This window comes from Sunxiuqinia indica (genome assembly GCF_009847015.1).
In the GTDB taxonomy this organism is placed as follows: Bacteria; Bacteroidota; Bacteroidia; order Bacteroidales; family Prolixibacteraceae; genus Sunxiuqinia; species Sunxiuqinia indica.
The window spans coordinates 238,935-259,215 of the sequence record NZ_WVEM01000005.1 but is presented as its reverse complement, the minus strand read 5'-3'; the positions used below and the strand labels follow the sequence as shown (position 1 = coordinate 259,215).

The 20,281-nt window shown below is 43.1% G+C and carries 13 protein-coding genes; 2 read left to right on the top strand and 11 right to left on the bottom strand.

The features are described 5' to 3' along the window. Positions 1–4: 4 nt before the first annotated feature. On the top strand, positions 5–1,006 hold the full coding sequence (locus GR929_RS09750; protein ID WP_159519211.1) for an endonuclease/exonuclease/phosphatase family protein: 1,002 nt from the start codon (positions 5–7) through the stop codon (positions 1,004–1,006). 48 nt (positions 1,007–1,054) lie between these two features. Further along, entirely contained in the window at positions 1,055–3,073 is a 2,019-nt protein-coding gene (gene uvrB / locus GR929_RS09745) for an excinuclease ABC subunit UvrB (RefSeq protein ID WP_159519209.1), read from the top strand. Between the two features lie 84 nt (positions 3,074–3,157). On the opposite strand, the gene hypD is transcribed toward uvrB, so the two are convergent. The 11 genes from hypD to GR929_RS09690 all read right to left on the bottom strand — a co-directional run bounded on the left by hypD (position 3,158) and on the right by GR929_RS09690 (position 20,269). After that, positions 3,158–5,521 carry a trans-4-hydroxy-L-proline dehydratase gene (hypD, locus tag GR929_RS09740; protein WP_159519207.1) on the bottom strand — a complete coding sequence of 788 codons (2,364 nt, stop codon included), beginning with the start codon at positions 5,519–5,521 and terminating at the stop codon, positions 3,158–3,160. A gap of 37 nt (positions 5,522–5,558) precedes the next feature. Further along, positions 5,559–6,356, bottom strand: a complete 798-nt coding sequence (locus GR929_RS09735) for a glycyl-radical enzyme activating protein (protein WP_159519206.1) — start codon at positions 6,354–6,356, stop codon at positions 5,559–5,561. 537 nt (positions 6,357–6,893) lie between these two features. Further along, on the bottom strand, positions 6,894–8,189 hold the full coding sequence (locus GR929_RS09730) for a glycoside hydrolase 5 family protein (RefSeq protein WP_159519204.1): 1,296 nt from the start codon (positions 8,187–8,189) through the stop codon (positions 6,894–6,896). A 10-nt stretch (positions 8,190–8,199) separates the two neighbouring features. After that, positions 8,200–9,984, bottom strand: coding sequence for an MFS transporter (locus GR929_RS09725; protein WP_201300955.1), 1,785 nt, complete (start codon positions 9,982–9,984; stop codon positions 8,200–8,202). Positions 9,985–10,012: 28 nt separating this feature from the next. Next, positions 10,013–11,218 carry an AGE family epimerase/isomerase gene (locus GR929_RS09720; RefSeq protein WP_159519202.1) on the bottom strand — a complete coding sequence of 402 codons (1,206 nt, stop codon included), beginning with the start codon at positions 11,216–11,218 and terminating at the stop codon, positions 10,013–10,015. Then, positions 11,182–12,384: a glycoside hydrolase family 130 protein gene (locus GR929_RS09715; protein ID WP_159519200.1), complete on the bottom strand. Its 1,203-nt coding sequence runs from the start codon at positions 12,382–12,384 to the stop codon at positions 11,182–11,184. The genes GR929_RS09720 and GR929_RS09715 overlap by 37 nt, the downstream gene beginning before the upstream one ends. A gap of 39 nt (positions 12,385–12,423) precedes the next feature. Beyond that, positions 12,424–13,515 carry a glycoside hydrolase family 26 protein gene (locus GR929_RS09710; protein WP_159519198.1) on the bottom strand — a complete coding sequence of 364 codons (1,092 nt, stop codon included), beginning with the start codon at positions 13,513–13,515 and terminating at the stop codon, positions 12,424–12,426. A 6-nt stretch (positions 13,516–13,521) separates the two neighbouring features. Further along, positions 13,522–14,943, bottom strand: coding sequence for a glycosyl hydrolase (locus tag GR929_RS09705; RefSeq protein WP_159519196.1), 1,422 nt, complete (start codon positions 14,941–14,943; stop codon positions 13,522–13,524). 11 nt (positions 14,944–14,954) lie between these two features. Continuing rightward, on the bottom strand, positions 14,955–17,273 hold the full coding sequence (locus GR929_RS09700; RefSeq protein ID WP_159519195.1) for an IPT/TIG domain-containing protein: 2,319 nt from the start codon (positions 17,271–17,273) through the stop codon (positions 14,955–14,957). A 21-nt stretch (positions 17,274–17,294) separates the two neighbouring features. After that, positions 17,295–18,566, bottom strand: coding sequence for a glycan-binding surface protein (locus GR929_RS09695; RefSeq protein ID WP_159519193.1), 1,272 nt, complete (start codon positions 18,564–18,566; stop codon positions 17,295–17,297). 14 nt (positions 18,567–18,580) lie between these two features. Further along, positions 18,581–20,269: a RagB/SusD family nutrient uptake outer membrane protein gene (locus tag GR929_RS09690; protein WP_201300954.1), complete on the bottom strand. Its 1,689-nt coding sequence runs from the start codon at positions 20,267–20,269 to the stop codon at positions 18,581–18,583. Between the last annotated feature and the right edge of the window lie 12 nt (positions 20,270–20,281).

Genomic DNA, 20,281 nt, shown 5'->3' with positions numbered 1-20,281 from the left:
GGCTATGAGGTCAAGAATTTTCTTTTTTTCATTGTTGGTTGTTTTTCTGGTTTCCTGCCAAAGGGATCCGTTAAAGAAGAAAGCAACAATTGTTTTTTACAACCTTGAAAACCTCTTCGATACGATTGACGATCCGGCTATTGATGATGAAGAGTTTTTACCGGAAGCTGACAGACATTGGAACTCGGAACGCTACGAGAAAAAGCTACAGGATATTGCTCAGGTTATAGCAGCCATAAACACAGAAGAACTTCCGGAATTGATTGGCGTTTGTGAAATTGAGAACCAAACTGTGCTAAATGATTTGGTTGAAGAGGAGCCGTTGGCAGGTGGAAATTACCAGATTGTGCATATCGACAGTCCTGATAAACGCGGAATTGATGTTGGCTTACTTTACCGAAAAGGAGAATTTAAAGTATTGGAAAAAGAAGCCATTCTGGTCAATCCGGGTTTTGAGACTCGTGATATCCTTTATGTGTTTGGCAAGCTGGGGAAAGACAAAGTGCATGTGTTTGTCAATCATTGGCCATCGCGTTGGGGTGGATTGGAAAAATCGCAACCGAACCGGATTGTTGCGGCTCAAACCTTAAAAAACAAGGTAGACGAAATTTTAGAAGATAATGCGAAGGCAAAAATTATCATCATCGGCGATATGAATGACGAACCGGATAATAAAAGTTTAGCTGAAATATTAGATGCCCAAACGCCCGACTCTAAAGCCGATCTCTATAATTTGATGATTCCGCTGGACGAACAAAACCTGGGTAGTTATAACTATCGTGGAGATTGGAATATGATTGACAATATCGTGGTTTCCGCTTCTGTTTTACATGGCGAAGGATTTGTTGCCAACGATCAACTCGGGCAGGTTTTTCACCAGCCGTGGATGGAATATCGCAACAACGCGGGACAAATGTCGCCCAACAGAACTTATGGCGGACCCAATTACTATGGCGGAATCTCCGACCACTTTCCGGTGTATTTGCAATTGAATTGGAACAAATAATGAAGCAGGAATTATTGTCCTGAACGAAGAAAATAGAGAAGCAGCTAAATGGACCTTAAAGTAGTATCACCTTATCAGCCAACTGGAGACCAGCCCGGAGCAATTCGTCAACTTTCTGAAGGAATTCGGCAAGGAGAGCGGAACCAAACACTGCTTGGGGTAACGGGGTCGGGAAAAACCTTTACAATGGCAAAGGTAATTGAGGAGGTGCAACGCCCAACCTTGATTTTGAGTCATAACAAAACCCTGGCAGCTCAGCTTTACAGCGAGATGAAAGCTTTCTTCCCGGAAAACGCGGTAGAGTACTTTGTGTCGTATTACGATTATTACCAACCCGAAGCTTATTTGCCCACTACTGATACCTACATTGAAAAAGATCTTTCTATTAATGCTGACATTGAAAAATTACGACTGAGTACAACGTCTGCGTTGCTTTCGGGCAGGCGCGATGTGGTGGTCGTTTCATCGGTTTCGTGTTTGTATGGTATCGGAAATCCGGAGGATTTTCATGCTAATGTGACAAGTGTAAGTGTTGGTGAAACGTTAAACCGGAATCAGTTTTTACATAAATTGGTTGATGCACTTTATTCGCGAAATGAAGTTGATTTTACGCGCGGTAATTTCAGGGTGAAAGGTGACACGATCGACATCTTTTTAGCTTATGACGATAAAGCTGTTCGGGTTGTTTTTTGGGGCGACGAAATTGAAGAGATTTACAGTTTTGATCCGGTTGAAGGCACGACTATCGAGTCGATGGAAACGGCTATTATTTATCCGGCTAACATATTTGTAACTACCAAAGAGCGCATGAAATCGGCCATCCATCAAATTCAGGATGACTTGGTGAAGCACGTCGATTTTTTCAAAGAAATAGGCAAGCCACTCGAAGCCAAACGAATCCTGGAGCGGGTGGAATACGACATGGAAATGATGCGTGAATTGGGCTATTGTCCCGGAGTTGAAAACTACTCCCGCTATTTTGACGGGCGTGATCCCGGTACCCGCCCCTTCTGCTTGTTGGATTATTTCCCGGATGATTTCTTGACCATTTTGGATGAAAGCCATGTTACCATTCCTCAAATTCGGGCCATGTATGGTGGCGACCATTCCCGAAAAATAAACCTGGTCGATTATGGTTTCCGGCTTCCGGCGGCGATCGATAACCGACCATTGAAATTTGAGGAGTTTGAAGATCTGGTGAATCAGACTATGTACGTTAGTGCAACACCCGCAGATTATGAATTGGAAAAATCGGAAGGTGTAATTGTAGAGCAAATTATTCGGCCAACCGGATTGCTCGATCCGGTTATTGAAGTGCGTCCTTCGGGCAACCAGATTGATGACCTGATTCATGAGATCCATCTCCGGATTAAAAAGAATGAGCGGATTTTGGTGACAACGCTTACCAAACGAATGTCGGAAGAGTTGAGTAAATACCTGGTGAATATGGGAATCAAAACTCGTTACATTCACTCGGATATCGATACAATGGAGCGCATCGAAATTATGGAGGAACTGCGCAAAGGCGGTTTTGATGTGCTGGTCGGAATCAATCTGCTTCGTGAAGGATTAGATTTGCCCGAAGTATCGTTGGTTGCCATTATCGATGCCGATAAGGAAGGTTTTTTGCGCTCCGAGCGTTCATTGACACAAACAGCAGGACGTGCGGCGCGAAACCTCAATGGGATGGTGATTATGTATGCTGATAAGATTACCCAATCGATGCAAAAAACGATTGACTCCACCAATTATCGTCGCGAAAAACAGCTGAAGTACAACGAAGAAAATGGCATTACACCTACAGCTATCGTAAAACCAACGCGTGAAATTATTGGTTACGAGTATCGCGATGACAAGCAGAAAGCATACACCGGAGGGGCTGGTCATCCTGACATCGCCGCTGATCCGGTTGTTCAATACATGAGCATTGACGGGCTGGAAAAAGCCATTGCGAAAACGAAAAAGGAAATGCAAAAAGCTTCCAAAGAGCTCGACTTTATTGAGGCTGCCCGCTTGCGAGATGAAATGTACCGCTTGCAGGAAATTGTTCTGCAAAAGAGAACGTAGTCGCGATTTACCGCAGATAGCCTTTCTCAAAACGCAATGAATATGTCACTTTCTCCAAGTGATCGTTATATTTGGGGCAAAAGTTTACAAGTTATCGTGTTCAGTTCGGTTGATGATTTCGTTTTGCAAATCTTCACCCAAATCATTAAAATAATCGCTATATCCGGCTACGCGAACAATCAGGTCTTTGTAATGCTCCGGATGTTTTTGTGCATCACGCAGCGTGTCGGCATTCACCACGTTAAACTGAATATGGTGACCATCCATCTTGAAGTAACTGCGAACTAAGCTGGACACTTTTGAGATGGACGTTTCATCTTCGAAAAATGAAGGGGTAAACTTTTGGTTGAGCAACGTTCCTCCAGTTCTCAGATGATCAATCTTAGCCGCTGATTTAGCCACCGATGTTGGCCCTTTTCGATCGGCTCCCTGTACCGGCGAAATACCTTCCGATACGGGTGTTTTTGCCATACGACCATCGGCACTTGCCTGCATCACACTTCCGAAGTAAACATGACAGGTTGTAGGCAGCAGGTTGATGCGATAGGCAGCACCACGAGGGCTTTTATGCCCATTCACTGCATTGTAATAGAGTTCGAAAACGTCTTTTAACTGGTCGTCAGCCCGGTCATCATCGTTGCCATATTTGGGAGTTTTATAAACCAGTTTGTAGTGCAGATCCTCGGCGCCTTCAAAATTGTTTTCCAGCGCTTTCATGAATTCATCCATGCCAATGCTTTTTTCTTCAAAAACATGTTGCTTGAGGGCTGTTAGCGAGTCGGTGATTGTTCCCATTCCCACACCCTGAATGTAGTTGGTGTTGTAGCGTGCACCTCCATTGATATAGTCGGTTCCACTTGCCACGCAGTCATCAATAATTATTGATAAAAATGGCGTGGGAATATGGCTCATAAACGTTTTCTCGATGATGTTGCTGCCTTCAACTTTGATATTCACAAAATGTTGAACCTGCTTTTCGAAGGCTACCATAAGGTCTTGCATGGTTTTAAACGATTTTGGATCACCTGTTTGAAGTCCGATTTGCTTTTGGGTTCGCTGATCGAATCCATTGTGTAAAGTAACTTCCAGTATTTTGGGCAGGTTGAAATAACCGGTTAATAAGTAACTCTCGGTACCAAAAGCGCCACTTTCCACACAGCCACTGGCTCCACCGTTTCGGGCGTCAATCAAACTTTTCCCCTGGTTTGTTAGTTCTTGAATAATGGCATCGGTGTTGAAAATGGAAGGCTGTCCAAATCCTGTTTTTACAATTTTTATTGCTCGGTTGATAAAGCTTTCCGGGTTCTTTTTACTTAGCTGAACCATGGAACTTGGCTGAAGCAGCCGCATCTCTTCAATCACATCCAGAATAATGTACGACATCTCATTCACGGCATCCGATCCGTCCGGTTTTACCCCTCCTAAATTTATCAGGGCGAAGTCGGTGTAAGTATTGCTTTCCAAAGCTGTAATTCCGACTTTTGGTGGGGCAGGGTGATTGTTGAATTTCACCCAAAATGATTGTAGTAATTCTGTTGCTTTATCTTTTGTCAATGTTCCTTCGGCCAGTTCTTTTTTGTAAAATGGATAAAGGTGCTGATCCAAACGTCCCGGGTTAAAAGAATCCCAGGGGTTCAGCTCAGTTACAACTCCAAGGTGCACAAAACAGTAATACTGCAATGCTTCGTGGAATGTTTGTGGCGCATTGGCAGGCACGTTCTGACAAATCTTAGCCATGGTTTCAAGTTCGATTTTTCGAACCTCTTCTTTTTCTTCTTTTGCCAGTTCTTCCAACTTTTGAGCATGGCGGCTGGCAAAAAGGATGATGGTTTCGGCAGCCATTTGCATGGCATTTAATTCTTCTTGCTTATCGTAGGCTTTCGGATCATTAATAAAATCCAGCTTGATCAGACTTTCTTTAATATCAAGAATAATATCGAGCATACCTTTCGTATAAATTTTATTGCCGGCAACAGTATGTCCCGGAGCTCTTTGCTCCATAAATTCAGTGAAAATCCCTGCGTTGTAGGCATCCATCCAGGATTGTTTCATCCGGTTCATAACTCGGTCGCGGTTTGAGTGTCCTTCCCAGAAAGGAATGATAATATTTTCGTAGGCATCGCGGGTTTCCTTGTCAACCCGGAACCAGACTTTTTCTCGTGTGTTCAGAATGTCTAAATCTTGCAACGAATGCACTGTAATTTCGGGGTAGGTGGGAGTTGCTTTTGGAGCAGGTCCTCTTTCTCCTACAATCAATTCTCCATCGTTAATACAGATGGATTTGTTCTGCATGATATAGCGAAAAGCTTTTGCTCGCTGAACAGGAATCGAGTTGCCTAATGATTGGTGACTTTTATAAAACTCGGTAATTAGTAAAGCCCGCTCGGCTGATATTTTATTGACGGCGTTCAGGCTTTGTTCTCGTAGTTTTTTTATTCTTGGTGTCATAATTTCTTTGTTTTGGTCCATGTCGATTACAAAATGGTTAACCTCCTAGTTGAACTGTGAAACCAGCGTTTTCAAATTGTTTTTTAATCGTTGCCAGTTCTTCCTTTTTTAATGAATGTTCTTTAATGAAGTGGTTTTCCATATGAAAGCGCTTGTATTTTTCCTTTGCCGTATTGTGAAAAGGCAACAAGTCTATTCGACCGAATGGATGTTTCAGAGTTTTCAGGAATTCAATACTTTCATTTACATTTTCCGGGGTGGTACTAACTCCCGGAATCATTGGGATTCGGATGGTTATCAGACTCCCATTTCTAGTCAATCGTTGAATGTTTTCCAGTATTGTTTTATTGGAAACCCCTGTGTAAAGTTGGTGTTGCTGGTCATCCATTATTTTCAGATCGACCAAAAACAGATTGGTGTGCCCGGCGATTTTTTCAATGACCGACCAGTTGGCAAACAAGGAGGTATCCAGAGTTGTGTGAATTCCAGAGGCTTGACATGTTTGTAGCATTTCGGCCAAAAAATCGTACTGCAATAATGGTTCCCCTCCCGAGAAGGTTACGCCACCTCCGGATTCTTGCATGAAAACCTGCTCTTTAAGAAGTTCATCCATCAATTCTTCAGAACTTATTTGATAGCCAATGGTCTCCTTTTCGGTGAATTTGTGGCCATTGAGTTGCACAGTTTTTTCAATACAAATCGGATTTTTGTCAATACTTTCCGGATTGTGGCACCATTGGCATTTTAATGGACATCCTTTTAGGAAGATCGTTGTCCGGATGCCGGGTCCATCATGGATTGCAAAGCGTTTAATGTCAAAGATCATCCCATCCATGGGAATTGTATTTTTAGTGAAACAGAATAAGAAAAGATAAATGAAAAGGAGTTGCACCAGAAGTGATGCGGGGGAAAAAAATCAATTGATCCAGCATTCGTACAAACCTTTACCAAAGTTGTGATAAAGGTTGGAATAATGTTTGATTTTGAATTTCATATCGTGTGCAATAATTAGTTGCGTAATTTACTCATTTTTATTCGTTCTTACCTGAATAAATCTGAATCGGGAAGTAATTTAAACTCGTTAAAAATAAATGAAACAAGGATGCCTGGCTTCCCTGACATCCTTGCCCTTGAAAATCAGATTGATTTGCTAGAGAATTATCGCTTCACTGTTCGCACACTAAACATGGAACCCGCTCTATGTACATCGCGTGGAATCATTCTCACCTTAATTTTTCCTTCCTCTACGGTCAGTTTGTCTGATAGTTATAAATTTTCTTACCAAATAGGAAGTATTTCATTTGAATGAACGGATGCCTATGGATTTTCGTCAATCAATTTCTCAAACTTCGAGTCAAATTCGTCAAGTAAATTAGTTCCCCAATTTGTTGGCATGCTCTTTTATTAAATCCATTGTAGAATCGATATCGTAGACTGAGTTTAGACCTTGCGGCTCCTGGGGTGGGTCGCCCATTAAGTCATCACCCAGTTTCCAGTAAGGATCATCGCCGCTATGGCGCCCCAATCCTGCAAATGCCCAGAAATTGCTTCCGGCCAAAACATCTCCATTCTGCTCGCTCTTTTCAACCAACTTGAAAGCAGCTCCGTAATATTTGTCCCGAGCTGTCGTCGTATCGTCAGGACCAAAAGTATGGTGGTCTCTGGGCAATCCAAATTCTTCGAGCACAATTGGTTTGTTAAGTTGGCGGGCCACCTCGATATGATCAGTCATGTATTTTTTTGTGAGAACAATGGAAGTATCAACGGTTTCGGCAATGTGATCAGAATCGAGCCAGTTCCAGTTTTTTGGCCAGGTATGCATGGTGAGGTAATCGATGTTCGGATCATCGTGTATTTTTCGGAAAAGTTCCATGTCTCCTTCACAACCCCACTGTCCCTCTGATCCAGTAGTGACCAGATGATTGGGATCAATCGATTTAATGAAGGCAGCAGTTTCCCGTATCCATTCGGCAAAGCGGGACTTGTTTGCATCGGAGAAAGCACGGGGTTCGTTGGCTATTTCCCAGGTCATGATGGCTGGATCGTCCACATATTTTTTCCCATTGTATTGGTTGGTGCGAGACAACAAAAAACGGATGTGGTTTTGAAATTTTTCCTGGCAAGGTTCGCAATTGATGAATTGTCCTGAAAAGCTCATGAACTCAGGCCAGGTATGCGGGGCAATTTGAGGATATGGAATGTCGCCGTAGCCGCTCCAGTTGAGGTATTGCGAAAAGCCACCTGACCATTCCCAACTGTTGTTCAGGAAAAGAACTGCGTACATTTTTCGTTTCCCCAGTTCGACCATTAAAAAGTCGAGTCCATCCAAAAGCGTGTCATTGTAAATTCCGGGCGATAATTGCAAGGCAGGAGTTACACGATAGGGCTCATTGTTTGGCCCTTCTGCACCTGCCAATATCCGAAGGTTGGTAATCCCGTGCTGTTTCATCATGTCCAGCTCTTTTATGAGCCTGGCCCTGTCGCCTCCTTGGCCGGTTGAAGCCAGGATGGCGCCATACCAATAGTTGGTACCTACAAAATAATAAGGGTCATCATTCACCGTTAGTTGGTGTCCCTGTCGCTTCACAAACGGATCAGATGTCTTTGGTTGGCTACATGATCCTAAGATGAACACGAAAATGGAAAGCAGTATCGATAATTTTCTCATGATTAGATGATTATTTGTTGGTTTTATTGCGTTGAATATTCAATTCATCGTTGATCTGGGTCATGTAGGCATCGCTCAATTTATAGGTGTATACAAACACTACCGATAGCAGTGCCCCAATGGCGGGAAATACGCTTAGCATGAGCCGGATGGCATTTTGTGTTTCTGCGGATTGCACAGCATCTGCTTTAAAACCATAGATTGCCAGTAACCAACCGGTGACAGCACCACCAAGAGTCCATCCAAACTTTTGCGACATGGATGATGACGAGAAAATAAGGCCTGTGGCACGACGTCCGGTTTTCCACTCGGAATAATCGGCAATATCAGCATACATCGACCAAAGTAGCGGAAAGATAATTCCTGCACAAATGCTGATCAGAAATTGAAAAGTGAAGATCATCATAATTGCACTCCGGTCGAATAAGTAGAAAATGAAGCTCAGAACAGCGGCTAAAAGCATGGCAAACAAAAACGTATGACGTTTTCCAAGTCGATCGGATATCGGCCTTGCAAGGACAACCCCAATAATGTTTGCTGCCTGACCTAGTACAAGAAAAATGGTACTGTATGCGATTGGCAGCGACATCCCTAAAAGTGTCATATCAATAGCATCTTCATTTTGAATGAAATAGCGGAAGTAATAAATGGCTGCTCCATCTCTGATCGAATTAAAGATAAGTGCCGATACCCCTGCTCCTAAAAGGATAAACCAAGGTCCGTTTTTAAGTAAGTCTTTAAAATCATCTTTAACGGTTGATTTTGTTTCTTGTACGGGTTTCACCCGTTCTTTGGTCCATGAAAATGTTAGGAAGAAAAATAAAACGGCTACTACAGCAATAACCATGACTGCTTTTTTTGTTCCCGATTTAAAATCAATTTCGTTGATCTCCAGTTTTTTAAATTCGAATGAACCTGGATTAGCTGTTACAATAGCTAACTGTAGCTTTTCCGGAGCTTGAAGCCAGTTTGCCGACGGAACCAAATCCGTGAGTTTTATTTTTACGGTACTCCATGTCCCGTCACGTCTGAGTCCAAGGGTATCGATAGACGAGGGGATATTCGCTAATGCATATTCGTTAGTTTGGGCAGAATAAATTCCGAATTTAAGTGCATCGCTGCTGCTTGTTTTTATTTTTGCGCTAAGAACCAATAATGAATCTGTTACTTCGGTTTGAGCTGTCAAACTATTATCGAATAACAATATTTTTTCAGACTGAAGTGGAGTTGAAGTCTCCACGATTTTAGCTTCAGGGAACTGACCAACAGCTTTTGAACCGAATGTGTCAAACAATGGCTGAAATGTAGCCAATACCAGGATGCTTCCACCAAAGGCAAAAACCATTCGAAACGAGGAGAGGGTGGTGCGTTGTTTCGAATCGGGTGTCATAACGCCCATCAGTGCTGCGTAAGGCACGTTTATGCTGGTGTAAACCATCATCATCAAGGTGTAGGTGACGTAAGCGTATACAATTTTCCCGGTCATTCCCAGATCGGGTGTTGTAAATAACAATACGCCAATAATTCCAAATGGTAATGCCATCCAAAGTAAGTAAGGCCTGAATTTTCCCCATCGACTTTTCGTGCGGTCAGCAATGATTCCCATGATGGGATCGTTGGTGGCATCCCAGATTCGCGTAAGCAAGAACATGGTTCCAGCCGCTGCTGCCGGTATGCCAAACACATCGGTATAAAAAAACAACAAATACATTGAGAAGAGCTTCCAGAACATGGATGATGCGGCATCGCCAAGTCCGTAGCCAATTTTTTCTTTCAGTTTGAGTTTGTATTCCATTTGGTTTATTGTAGGGGATTCGTTTGGTCTAATTTAAGTTTTTGATGACTTCGATTAATGCCCGACTATTGTGGTATGGGCATTTCCAGAATCCTGCTTTGTCGTTGTTCGTTGTTGGAACGCCATTATTGTCAACACTCCAAAACCATTCGCCATTTTTGTTGTCGATGAGGTGGGTTTGAATAAAATGCCAGGTCTTGTTCATCATTTCAAGATAATTCTTATCACCTGAAATCTTCCAGGCATATACCAAGCCAACCATTGCTTCGGCCTGCGGCCACCAATGTTTGTCGGTGTCTAAGTGTTTGTTTTCCTGCTCGTAGCAGACTGAGCCGTCATTTGCCATTCCTTCAGCAAGCACGGCGTCGACCATTTTTAAGCTTATGTCTTCAACCTCGGCAATTAGTTTGTCATCAGCCAGTTCGTAGGCTGCTTCGGCCAGTAGCCAAGCGCCTTCAATATCGTGCCCAAACGAAATGATACCGGAGCGAACAGTCCAGTCGTAGTCGAAGAATAGTTGAAAGTGGCTTGTTTTTTTGTTGATGATGTGATTGATAAAAACCCGTATTAAATCGTCCATCTTCTTTTTCAGTTGCTCGTCTGGCCATACCCGATAAAGATTGGTGTAAGGTTCTAAAATATGCAAATGCGTGTTCATCGATTTGGGTTCATTGGCGTCTTTGGAACTTAGTCGCATATCCTCCAGTGGGCTCCAATTTTCCGAAAGTGCTTCGATGTATCCTCCGTGATCATGGTCGTAGCTGTGTTTCTCGATCAATTCAAATAAACCGGTGGCATGCTGCAACGCTTCCTTATTTTGGGTCGCTTTATAATATTCTGAAAAGCCATAGATGCCAAATCCCTGGGCGTAAATTTGCTTTCGGGAATTGGCGACTTTGCCATCTTCGTTTAACGACCAGTAAAGTCCGCCATTAATTGGGTCGATAAACCGGTCGACCAAATAATGGTAAGCACGGTTTGCGATATTTAAATAGCCTGGATTTTGGGTGAAATTATAGGCTGCGGAAAATGTCCATAGGATGCGGGCATTCAATACGGCTCCTTTTTCCGCTCCGGGAACCAGTCGATTGTAATGATCGCGAGCGCCAACGAAACCGCCTTTGTCTTTATCTTGTGTATGGTCAATCCAGTACGATAAAATGGCGCGCAGTTCAGCCTCCAGTTCTTTTTTTAGAGTTATAATGTCAGATCGCTTTGTTGTTCCTTGAGACATTTATTTTGGTCTATCAAGTGATTAATACGGTTTACTGATATTGCTGATCGTAATTCATCTTGTGGCGAATTTACACAATAGTCGATTAACTGATCAAGCGTTGAGGTGGCCACATGCATCCTGGTGTCAGACGATGCGTAATAGATAAATACTTTACCATCTTCATCCATAATCCAGCCATTGGAGAACAGCACATTGGAAACATCTCCAACCCGTTCTTTTTTTATTGGAGCAAGAAAATACCCGGCCGGCTTATAGGTCACCTCCCACGGACGCTCCAAGTCGGTCATGAACACGTACAAGGTGTATCGGAGTCCTGCTGCCGTATTGCGCACACCATGAGCCAATTGCAACCACCCTTTTGGGGTTCGAATTGGAGCTGGGCCCAAGCCATTTTTTACCTCGTAAATGGTATGATATGTTTTGGCATCGACAATTATTTCGTTTATTATTTCGGCATTCTCAATGGTGTCTGATAAGCCAAAGCCAATTCCTCCACCGCTGCCCGTGTCAATAAATCCATCTTGTGGGCGTGTGTAAAAGGCGTATTTTTTATCAATAAGATGTGGAAACAAAACAACATTTCGTTGTTGTCCGGCATGGCTTTTCAAATCCGGCAAGCGTTCCCAGTTGACCAAATCTTTAGTCCGGGCAATTCCTGCTGCAGCAACAGCACTACTCGTGTCGCCACTTGGCGCATTAGGGTCTTTTCGTTCGGTACAAAACACACCATAAATGTAGCCATCGTCGTGTTGTGTTAGGCGCATATCGTAAACATTTGTGTCGGGCTCATCAGTTTCCGGAAGTGTGATTGGTCGATCCCAAAAGCGAAAGTTATCCACCCCATTGGGGCTTTCAGCGATCGCAAAAAACGATTTTCGGTCGTTTCCTTCAGTTCGCACTACCAAAAGATACTTGTCTTTCCACTTTATTGCGCCGGCATTCATGGTGGCGTTGAATCCAATTCGTTCCATGAAGCGAGGATTGGTTTCCTGGTTGTAATCGAAACGCCAGTTAAGTGGCACATGATCGCGTGTTAATATCGGATATTTGTATCGGCTGTAGATGCCATTCGTGCTAAAAAGCTCCTTGTTTTGTCTTGACAATAATGCCTCGTGCTCCTCCGTAATTCGTTTTTTTCTCTCTTCAAACAATTGCATTGACATATTCAGTTTTTTTTTGTGTGCTAAGTCTCAATCAGCGCTTTATTTCTTGTTTTTATTAAAATCGTTTAGTAACCAGATGTTGGGTTGATTTAAAAAGCTTTTTGCATTTGCCTCTGAAGGGTGTCCGTCATAAGCAAAGAAGTGATGAACTTTGGAGTCGTTTCTCCAAACCATCACATAGCTCAGGTTTTGGGCAATGCTGTCGGGCTCAATGGCTTTCCCCAGTTGGTCGGTAAACCATAAAGAGTCAGGTATGTTTTCGTATCCCGTTTCAGAAAAGGCTGCAAGTTTTTGGTTTTTATTTGCCGTTTTAATTACGATATCTAACGTTTGTCGCAACTGGCCGGGCCAGTCGACCGTGTTTGTTTGTTGATAATCATCAACACCCATAATATCAATAATATCGTTTCCCGGATACCAGGTTAGATACTCCTGCTCGGATTGAAATCCACTATTTGGAGAATAGCAAGTTACCATATTGGTCAATCCTTTTTCGTGTACTAAATAGTCGATGGTAAATCTGAAAAGTGTTTTGTATTCTTCGGGTGAAGTCAACTTTGTTCCCCACCAAAACCAGCCGCCACTCATCTCATGCCATGGCCGAAAAATAAAAGGAATGAGCTTTCCGTCGCTTGTTTTTAGTTGCAAAAAGAAATTGGCTAATTGATCCAACTGCACCTTAAACTGCTCGTGAAGCGTTCCTCCGGGGATAATATACTTTACTGTAGTCGTGTCAGTATTCCAGGAGTTCTCGCCATTTACCAGTGAGTAAGGATGCCAGCTAAAGGTGTTGATTCCACCCATTTTATCTGCTTTGATCGCTAAATGGCGCATTACATCAAACGGTACGTCATCAAGATTTTTCAAATCGCCACGTTCCAAACCGCCAAGCTCCCATCCAAACAGGGCAGGATAATCTCCTGCGACCCTTTTTACATCCGACTCCCCGTCGACATAACTCCATTTCATTCCGTAAGCCAGATCATCCTGATGGCCAAACAACGTACCTTTAGCTTGAACTGATTTCAGTGTTTCAATCAGACGCTTTGCTTGTGTCTGTTCTGTTTTGTCGGCTTTACAGCCAGCCCACATAGCTGTGATTAAAAGGAGTAGTTTGATTTCTATTCTCATAACGTTCTATTTTAGACTAGGCATTTGGTCGCGTGTGATAACATCGCTATGGTTAAAGGCGTCGGTCCACCAAGTTGCATCAGCATGTTCATGACTGGTTTCACCAAAGTCAGACTCATTTACATCGTCGGTGCGTTCGTAATCGTACCAAGGCATAAAAAAGGACCATTGAGCTTCGGCATTCCATTGTGCTGAGATGTTGGCAGCATTACCACATTCGCTCAGTGTAACCATTTTGGTCGGGTAATTTTCCTGAATGGATGCGAATTCATCTGCAATATCCAATGTTTTGGAATTATTGTAGATGTCTCTTCCAACAATGTCGACATAGTTATCGCCCGGGTAAAACTCACGATCCTTGGTTTGTGTTGTCCATACCCAAATCAGGTTATTCAATCCTTGAGTTTTGAAATAGTCGAACATATAAATCCAAAGATCTTTGTATGCTTCAGCACCATCGGCACCCCACCAAAACCAAGCAGATCCGCCACTGAATTCGTAAATGTTTCCGGCAGCCTCATGCAGTGGACGCCAAATAACCGGAATGTTCTTCGCTTGAAGTAACTTCAGGTAGTCGGCTGTTTTTTTTAAATCAGCCTTTACCAGATCATTTTCCCAGGTACCATCAATCGTAGCATTCGAAGCTTTAAAAGTTGTTTCTTCTGGTTTGTATGTGTAATCTGTTGCTCCTTCTGCTGTTGGCACGATCCAGTGCCATCCTGCGCTAATCAGCCCATTATTGTTCCACCAGTCTTGCTGTATCGTAGTGTTTGAATAGTCGACCCAGTTGGCAGGTGAATAGGGGAGGTGGACATAATCAAATGTTGCAATAGCGGGATACTTGCCGGTTTGTAGTTTCACCCATTCTGCTTCATTGGTATTCCAATTTACATTGGCCATGGCACCCGAAAGCACTTTCTGTCCATAATTTTCGACTAGAAAATTATACACATTCTGTGCTTGCTGAGAAGGATTATCTATTGCCAGCGAAGTGGTAATGGCGGTTTGCACCTCTTCTTGTATTGAAAAACTAATAATCACTTGGGTGGCAGCTACTTTTGTGGGTCCAAGAACTACTCCTTTGGGGACAACCAGTTGGTAGGTATTTCCTTTTTCCAGGCCTGTAGCTTTTATGGTAACTTTCGTTAACGAAGCCACCACACTTGTAACTGTCGCATCACTTAATGTAACTAGGCTATGTGTTGAAGAAGGAGAGGTGACATTCTGATCAAAAGTCAGAGTGATTGTTATGCTTCCCTCAGCAAGGTCAGTGGCACCATCAACTGGTGTTGAGTTGACCAGCACAGGGCCATCCAGCACGGGGGTGGGCACATCGTCCCCCCCGTCGCTGCATGCCGTTACTGTAACTGACAGTATAAAGAGTATTACAAAGCAGGTATTCAGAAACCTATTTGTTGTTGCAGTCATTCAATTAAAATTTATTTCGCGGTGACTGAAACTTTAGAGATAATCAGGTTTTGCCCTTGCACTACCAATGCTGTTTCAGACCAGCCATCATTTGTACTTAGAATGTGATCCAGGAATGCCTGAGTTAATTCCATTTCATAGGACGTTTGTGAAGCATCATCAAAAGCGAGGATGTCTCCTTGTTGCCCCCAGTTTGCGTCATTTAGTTGAAGTTGGCCTGCTCCTGTAACCGTGAAATAGAATTTCAGGATAGAGCCAGCCGTCAGGTCGGCAAATGATGCTTTGTAAAGGCGGAATGCTCCACCATCAGCTTCTCCTGTCCAGGTACCCAAGTCTCGGGTTTCATCCATGATTACCGTTTCAGAAGGTGCTGTAACGATGATGCTAATTTTAGCGATAATCCAATCCGATCCCTGGATGATTAATGCATTATCCGATGTTGCATTGTTACGAATATTATCCAAAACATCTTGGGTAAGCACGATCTCTTGTTCCGAAACGGTTTTGTCTCCGTAAATATCTGTTGTCATGTATCCATCATTATTCAGCTCTGCAAACGGAATTGGCGCCCAATTACCATTGTTAATCTGTGCTTGTCCCCAATTATCGGTTTGGGTGAAGTAAATCTTCAATACTGCTCCGGAACTCACTCCTTCGAATGCTGATATCGGAACAAATGCACGTCCTCCATCACCCCAGGTCAATGAAAGTGGCCCTTCAAAGATGACAGTTTCCTGCGTGCCAGATCCAATAACATCAAGCTCGTAGGTGATTTCGCCGTTTGAAGAAACTAAGGTTACATCAGTTTTTCCTCCAGCGTTGTTGGGGATCAACACATATAGGGTTGCTCCCTGAAGAATATATTGAGTCGAAGCTCCATTGACCATCACATCGGTTAGCTTATCTTCATTATATACATCCAGAGTCAGCACTGTTCCTGCATTAATTTCTGTTTCAGGATCTGGTAATACAGGTACGTAACAGAATTCTGGTTTTTCAACTGTCAACGAAGGAGCAGTTACTGTTTCTCCATTCGCCATGTTTAAGACCAACTCGCCGGTTTCAGCATCTACAGGTACCGTAACCGTAATGCTTGTGTTTGAAGATGGATTGACATCAACAGCAATGCCGCCTGCAAAAGTTACAGAAGTCACCAAGTCGAGATTGGTACCGGTTATTGTAATATCACTTCCTGCAGAAACAGGCGATGGATTGTATTCGCTTGCTTCTGGTTTCAGTGTTGCAAAGGCAATCGAAACCGTTTTTCCACTTGCCGTATTTAATACCAGGTCGCCGCTGGTTGCAGCATCGGGTATAATCAAAGTAACTTTGTCTGATGCACTGGACGAAGGTGCGATTGTATTTTCTGTCCCCGGGAAAATAGCAGTGGTCACCAAGTCCATGTTTACACCTGAAATCGAAATTTCATCGCCCGCTCGAAGGTCAGAAGCTGGTGAAGCCGACAGTTCAGTAGGCAAAGCCATTGTAATTTGAGCAACAGGTACTGCAATGCCTGAAAAGGCAATCATGTTAACCGTACCGTCAGTTGTTCCTGATGGTAATGAAAATATTAGTGTATTGTTACTTACCGAAAAGTCAATTGTATCGCTATTGGCGAGTATCACATACTCTGCCAGGTCGAGGTTAGCACCTGAAATCGAAATTTCATCTCCGGGCTTTTTATTTGTCAAGTCGTCAACTGATGCAATTGAAGGTAAGGTAACTTCAAGGATTGTTTCCGATTTCAGCTCAATAGGCATTTCGGCTGTGTCGCCTAGCATAATGATGCCTGACTGTGCTTCTTTGGGAACAACCAAGGCTATTTTTTTCCGTTCCCAGGTCGTGAAGTCGGAGCTCATGACAGTTACATCGTCAGCAAGAACTACTTTTTGTATTAAGTTCAGGTAGTCGCCTTCAATCGTAAGTGTTTCGCCAGCCTTAACCGGATTTGGCGAAATTTTGGAAATCGAAATAGGCTCAATGTAGGCCAACAAGGTTTTCGACGTAATTTGACCCTCGGGGGTATTCAATTTCACATATCCCTCAACTGCTTCCTGCGAAATAGTCACTTTGATTTTCTCGCTGCTGACTACCTCGATATCTGAAATCTCAATATTATCGGGTAAAACAACACTGGTAACCTTGTCCAGGTTTCTCCCAATAAAGGTTAATTCGCTGCCTCTTAAGGCAGGACTTGGTCCATAGGCTTCCAGTACAACCTGACTGGATACGATCTCGTCATTATCATCATTACAAGCTGCAATAGTCACTGCTATTAATACCAATAGCATGATCAGCTTCCATTGATTTAGTAATTTATCTGGTTTCATATTATTACTTAGTTTTGGTGATTAATCAATTGGCACTACACGGACGTTGTCTATCCATAGCGTTGGCGAACAGGCTATTCCTACACTACTTCCTTGTCCCATCCAAATGGTGAGACCACTATAATGCCCTGCAGACTTTACAGCCCTTTCACTTCCATCGGCACCATACTTAAATTCATCCATTGGAATTGATACTGTAATCCATTTCTCTGTTGAAAAGGATCCACTAGCCGTCCAGGGAGTCCAAAGACCACGAGGGTATGATTCAGAACGCTTCCAGTTTTCATTTCCACCATGCGTATCTTCATAGTCGGGCCAGGCTGCATTGTTCTGCCAATTAAGCCAAACTTCATCCGCTCCGGTAAATATAAACTGCAATGCCGCCGCAGACCAATCGCCCGTTACTTTTACTTCAAATTTCAGCACTTGGTCCGATAAATTAGAGGCATCTGCAAAATCTGCATCCTCCGGAGTGTATGTCCAGCGATCAAAACAGTAGTCTTTGTCATCTGTAGATCCTGTTTCATCAATGTCACCCGATAAAATCAAATAATTGCCGCTAATGCCACCATCTGAAGTCACTCCTTTACCGCCATGCCATCCAAAGAAATAGTCGTAGTCAGGATAATTACCGTTGTTAAAATCAAGAATGATGTTTCGCTGATCGCGGAAATGGAAAGCACTGATCCCATCGCCATAAATAGATGAAACGGTAACTGGACCGCTTTCGGCACCTTCGGGAACAACTACATCAATTGAAGTAATATCCTGCGATACGATTTCTCCTTGAACGCCACCGGTGAAGGTTACGGTTAGAGGACTGTTTTCGTCGTCGATAAAATAGAGCCCATCAATGTGAGCAACATCTCCTGCTTCGACATATTCACAAGCCATTGATTTTACTGTTGGCTCAGGAACAATTGTTGCAAAGGCAAAATAAGCTGAGTCTTCGCTTGTATATAATTTAATCAGATCTTCTTTGATTCCCGGTATTGAGTTTGGAATCGATACAATAATGCTATTGTTAGTAACCATATTGGGATTCAACTTAGCTTTCTTGTCGTTGAAATAAATCTCGTTCACGCCTGCTAATGATTCTCCAATAATCGCAATTTTAGAGCCCAAATATCCTCCTGTTAAAAGAGAGTCAGAAGCGTCAACGTCGCACGGACGGACATATCGAACGACCGGTGTTCCTCCGGTTGGCCATTCGTTGTCGTTATCTTCACAAGCAACCAAACTGAGCAGAGCTAGTATGGCGATAACCGTTTTCGATATATATTTTTTCATCATGTTTACTTTTCTAATCAATTAAATTCGTACTCAACAGGTTCAGCTGTAATTGACGGAGTTTTTGTCAAGGTTTCAGCAGGAATTGGCAATACCAGATTTTCTGCGCTTACGGTTATGCTGGCAACGTCCGGATTCAGGTAGAAGATAGAGCCTTTACCGCTGGAATCATCTTCAGGATTTACAGAAGTAAAGCCACCATGATAAGCGCCATCAGCATTTCTTTCCTGCCAGTTATAGCTGCCATTGGATAGGTATTGGCGTTCACGATCCATATCGTTCAGGTAGGTCAATGCGTCCGTCATATTTCGATAGCTCATTCGTTTGATGTCGAGGAAGTTGATGCTTTCAAAAGCAAATTCTACCCGGCGTTCTTTGATGAGTTGGTCGTAGGTAATCGAATCTGACGACCAGCCTAATCCTGCACGAGAACGAACCTGCTTAAACAAATCGAGGGCAGTCGCATCAGCGGTTAATGAACCGGAACCAATACAAGCTTCAACATAGCAAAGATAAACATCAGTTAGACGGAGCAGGTAGGTGTTGTTTCCTGCATCCTGGTTGGAAGCACCGGCAACTCCACCGCAATCAGAATTGGCACCGATCACATACTTTCTTACATGGGCTAGCATTTCGTTGTTTGTCTCCGTTGATTCATCTTCGGAGAAATTGTAGTAGGTGTAGCCACCGCCACCAAGATTGTTATATTGGTCGCCATTGCGCATGAAGGTATATTTGCGGCGAAGGTCGCCATTTTCAAATGACTCCTGTAAGTCCAGGGTGGGGCCCTTGCCAGCTCCCCATGAAGCACCAAGTGTGATTAATGCATTGCGTGATTGTGAAACATTTCGTCCGTTACCATATCCATATCCATCGTTGGTACACTGGATGGCAAACAATGATTCTGAATTATTATTTCCCGCAGGATAAAACATCGTTGACAAATCGTTGTAAAGACTGTAATTACTTTCATTAACAACCTGTAGGGCATATTGCTTGGCCAATCCGAAATTACTGTCTGAATCAGCATTCTCCAGATGTGAAGCCATTGTTAGATGTAATTTAGCCAGCATTCCGACAGCAGTGTATTTTGAGCAGCGACCTTCCTGAAAGGGGGTTGAAGGCAGGTTTTCGGATGCAAACACTAAATCGCGGCGAATAAATTCGTAGACGCTGGATTGTGTGTTTCGGATCACCTGATCACCTGAAATGTTGCTGTCAGTAATGATTGGTACGTCTTGCCAATATTCTGAGAGAAAATAGTAGGCAATGCCTCTAATACAGCGGGCTTCTGCTAAGGCTCGATTTACAATTTCTTCCGAAATTCCATTGGCTCTTGCTGCCGCCGGCATACCATTAATGATATTGTTACAATAAGAAACCACTCGAAAAAGTCCATTCCATCCTTCTTTTAGGAACGAATTTCCGTTTTGAAAAGTCATATAGTAAAACTGACCTTCCTGGTCGTAGGTGTAATACAAGTCACCAGCCAATTCGTCACCAGCCATCCATATGAAATTCATGTTGAAATCTTGCCAAACAAAGGCACTGTAAAGAGAAGCTGTGTTTGCATTTACGCTGGACTCCGAAGTATAGTAAGTTTCCAGTACCTGCTCGTCTTCGGGTACGATCGTTAGAAATTGATCGCAGGAAGTGATGCCCAGCACAAGAAACGAAAGATAAATTGTTGTTAATATATTTTTCATTTTCATTTAGCT